General features: G+C 34.4%; 4 protein-coding genes. All 4 read right to left on the reverse strand.

Features of this window, described 5'->3' with window-relative positions; genetic code table 11:
* Positions 1-124 precede the first annotated feature (124 nt).
* The gene (locus Q7P22_RS10125; RefSeq protein WP_303863809.1) at positions 125-856 is read right to left on the reverse strand and encodes an IS3 family transposase; all 732 of its coding nucleotides are present in this window, start codon (positions 854-856) and stop codon (positions 125-127) included.
* A gap of 42 nt (positions 857-898) precedes the next feature.
* Positions 899-2,440 carry an IS66 family transposase gene (locus Q7P22_RS10130; RefSeq protein ID WP_303863805.1) on the reverse strand — a complete coding sequence of 514 codons (1,542 nt, stop codon included), beginning with the start codon at positions 2,438-2,440 and terminating at the stop codon, positions 899-901.
* 281 nt (positions 2,441-2,721) lie between these two features.
* A complete protein-coding gene (locus Q7P22_RS10135; RefSeq protein WP_303863807.1) occupies positions 2,722-3,852 on the reverse strand; it encodes an ISAs1 family transposase in 1,131 nt (376 codons plus the stop codon).
* Positions 3,853-4,028: 176 nt separating this feature from the next.
* The coding region (gene tnpB / locus Q7P22_RS14980; protein ID WP_369695519.1) for an IS66 family insertion sequence element accessory protein TnpB at positions 4,029-4,195 on the reverse strand (167 nt) is incomplete at its 5' end.

The raw sequence follows: 4,195 nt of genomic DNA on the forward strand, positions 1-4,195 counted from the left end.
ATTACACAAGACACATTTTTAAAAGCAATAAAGAACATTCATACATTTGACGGACGAAAAGATGGAAAGGCAACCCTTTTTTAGACAAATTCATTCCGAACAAAGATTTATCCTAAAATATCACTTATGCTACCATTCCTAGACCAGTTTTATTTCTATAACTTATTGGTGACATATAGCCTAAAGAGCCATGGATCCTTATATGGTTATACCAGTAAATGTATTCTGCTAACTGTAATTCCAATTCCTCTAAGGTCTCAAACTTATTTTGATATATAAACTCTATCTTTAAAACTTTATTCATAGCCTCACTTACTGCATTGTCGTAGGGATTCCCTTTTCTACTTAAAGAGCGTTTTATATTAAAGGTTTCTAAAATATTATCTATTTTTATGTTGTCATATTCCTTGCCACGATCTGAATGAAAGATCTTTATATCTTTCAATGAGTAATTACATCTTAACAATGCTTTTTCTATTAGACTGGCATCCTTATTGGTCCCAGCAGAATAACCTATTACCTCTCTATTAGCTAAGTCTACTAAGGTGCATACATAATTCCACTTGTTGCCTACTCTTACATAGGTAAGGTCACTCACAGCTACCTCTAGATTATTTCTATCATCAAATTCTCTATCTACTATATTAGAAATACTTGATTCATTACAGCCCTTGCTATGAACTTTATATTGAGCGACTGTATAGTTAGATACTAGTGCATTTTCTTTCATAATTCTAGCTATTCTTCTTCTAGAAACTTGGTAACCCAAGCTATCAAGCTCAATTTTAATCTTTCTTGTTCCATAATTATTCCTACTTCTATGGTAAGCGCTACACAACAAGGTGCCTAGTAAAATAAATAAAGGCTAGCTATAATAGAACTAAGCTAGCCGGAAATATCATTTTCCACATACTGCTTTTACATTTTCTGACCAGGGCATCAAATCTTCCAGTGCTTCTGGATCACTTTGATAGTCTGTGTCAGGCATGTACATCAGCAAATATTCAAGATATGTAAATACATTAAGGTTGTTTGCTTTTGCAGTTTCAACAATACTATATACTGTTGCACTAGCATCTGCCCCCTTTGTAGTATCAGCAAAGAGCCAGTTTTTGCGGCCAACAGCAAAAGGGCGGATACTGTTTTCGGCTAGGTTATTTGAAATAGAGCATCTGCCATCAAGAAGGTAATTCTCCATATATGACTTTTGATTCTTGGCATACTTTACTGCTTTAGCAAGCGATGAACCATTTAATACATTTAATGATTCAAGCCAACACCAAAAGGCATCGAGAACAGGGTTTTCAAGTTCTAGACGCTTAGTATATCTTTCATTAAAAGGAAGTTCTTTAAGATCTTCCTCGATTTTAAAAAGTCTATTGCAGTAATCTCTTCCAATTTCTGCATTAGTAAGCGGGGTATCCTTAAGCTTGTTATCTGGAATAGCTTCCACAAACTTACGCCTCAAATGTGCCCAGCAACCACATCTAGTGACGTCTTTGAGCTTATTATATCCAGCAAATCCATCAGAATGAAGGTATCCCTTAAACCCTTCTAAGTACTTACTTGCATTGTCGCCACTTCTTGACGGTTTATAATCATACAGGATAATAGGGCTTTTTCCATCATTACCTGAGCGATATAGCCACATATAAGATTTTGACTGGGGTTTCTTGCCCTTTTCTTTCAGTACCTGGATGGGAGTTTCATCACAATGGATTATTTCCCTTTTTATCAGTTCTCTTCTGAGGTACTGAATAACAGGATATAGATAATCTTCTGAGCATCGAATAACCCAGTTCGCCATAGTAGCACGTTTCAGAGCAAGTCCAAGATTTTCCCAGTCCTTTTCTTGACGGTAAAGGGGCATACCATTTACATATTTTTGATACATTACATTTGCTACAGAGCTTGGAGATGCAAGAGAATGGTTCATAAGAGATGTAGGCGTTAATGCTTTTTCTATGTAAGGCGTATCTGTATGTTTACATTTAGAGCATTCATAAGCCATACGAACATAACGAACAATCTGAAGTTTAGCAGGAATATATTCAAGCTCTTCTCGAACAGTTTCTTTTCCGATGGCTTTAAGTGCTGTATCACACTGAATACAATAACGATCTTCTTCAAGAATATCACAAAGAACCTCCCTAACTGGAAGGTCTTTAATTAGTTCTTCACGCTTTGTTCTAGAATCTTTACGATAATATCCATCAACACGTTTTTTGATAGGCTCTTCTATATTAGCACGTGCTTCTATTTCAGCTTCATTAAATAAACTAAGCTGTCCATCGATTTCTTTTCTTGAGGTTTTCTCGCTAGAGCTACCAAACTTATCTTTACGCATTAAAATAAGCATCTCTGTAAGATTGCTAACCTGTTGCTCTAGACTTTTTACCGTATTTTCAAGCTGTTTAATGTAAGCGTCTTTGCTATCCACTATAGATTTTCTCCTATCAACTTTATAGATTAATTATACCATAAAAAGAGTCTTAATCATAGTAGTTTCAATGCTTACAGCACGGCAATCGCATGAAGAATTACTTTTCTTAACATTTTGAACTTTACTTTTTAAAAATATAGTTTTTGCTTCTTCTTTATCTAAGCAAGACTGTTCAAAAATGCTTTTCTTTTTACTATTCGATTTTTGGGGTACACGAAATAAACCTTATCCTTAATAGCTGCCAGATTGACCTACGAATGGTACAGCCCAGCTATTTATTATATATTTTGCACTATTAAGTCTAAGTATTTATCGTCGAGTCCCGCTTTGAATCTTTTCATATTTTTACTAACCTTCTTTTGCTCTGGTAGTTCCTTTTTTAATATATTTAATGCTATTTTTCTTAGCATAGATAAATTCTCTGCTCCATTATTTTTTCTCACTAGGCTATTATCTTCTTTAAATAGTACGTCTAGCATCCAATGACAACTTTCTACTCCCCAATGCTTTCTTATTGCCTTTGCAAACAGCTCACATTCGCCTTTTTCAGGCATTTCTAAACTCGATATATAATAGCTTATCTCTACGGTTTCTTTTTCTTTATAATTCACCGTGCGTCTTACCATCCCTATGCTTTTTAGCCCTTTCCAAAGGTCTTTTTCGCTAAACCACCCTATATCATCTGTTTGATAATACTCTCTTTTTTCAATTCTTCCATGCCCTTTTTCTATAGTTATTTTTGTACTCATTTTTATATCGTTGAAACAATCTTCTAGTGCTTGCTTCATATAGTCTGCTACTTCTTTATGGAATGTCTCATGGTTTCCTTTAAGGGCTAGCACATAATCTCCCTTTTTCTTTATGATCTTTTCAGCTATTTTCTTTTGAGTTCCCATAGCATCGATTGTTACAATGCTATCTTTTAAAAACAGCAAATCTAGCAACTCTGGAATTGCTGTTATTTCATTACTTTTTTCACTTGTCTTTATCTGACCAAGTATCATATCATTTTCATCTACCCAGGCATTTACAATATGAATAGGCTTTTTTTCTCCGTCTACTGATCCTTTAACTGTTTTTCCATCAACAGCGATGATTCTTCCTCCTGTATGCTCATTTATTTTATTTGTCCATTCCATAAAAGCTTTATTAAAGGCTTTACTGTCTAAATGCTCAAATACTCTTTGTATCGTGTCGTGAGATGGGACACCATAGTCTAAATCTATATACTTCTTCAGCCACTCTTCTTTTACTTCTGCAAAGGCTCCTATTTCTAGAAAAGTATTGGCATTTGCTATGGATGCCAATACACCTATAAAAAGAATATCAATTAATTTATGTTTTACCTTGCCTACTTGTCTAAAGTCTTCTATTTCTTCAAAACTTTTCTTGAAATCTTCAATATCCATGAGTAATTCCCCCTATAGCATATTTTCTCATACTATAGAATTCGACATGAATCTTTAAAATCCTTTTTGGAATATTTTGTATATTCCTGTTAGCAAGCTTTACTCTTTGCTATATTTGAATCCTTTTAGAATGATTTTTTTCATGCGATAGCCGTGATGCTTACAGGGAATTTTTGTTAATAGAAAGCACCACGTTTTGCAGATCTTATTGCTTTAGGCTGATCAACTGAAAGACCTTCCATAAGCCACTTAAACTCTTGCATTGTAAGCTCTCTTACCTGATCAGAGGATTTAGGCCACTTAAAGTTTCCGTTTTCAAGCCGCTTATAAAGTAAAACAAAAC

The organism is Alkalibaculum bacchi (genome assembly GCF_937875145.1).
Lineage (GTDB): Bacteria > Bacillota > Clostridia > Eubacteriales > Alkalibacteraceae > Alkalibaculum > Alkalibaculum bacchi_A.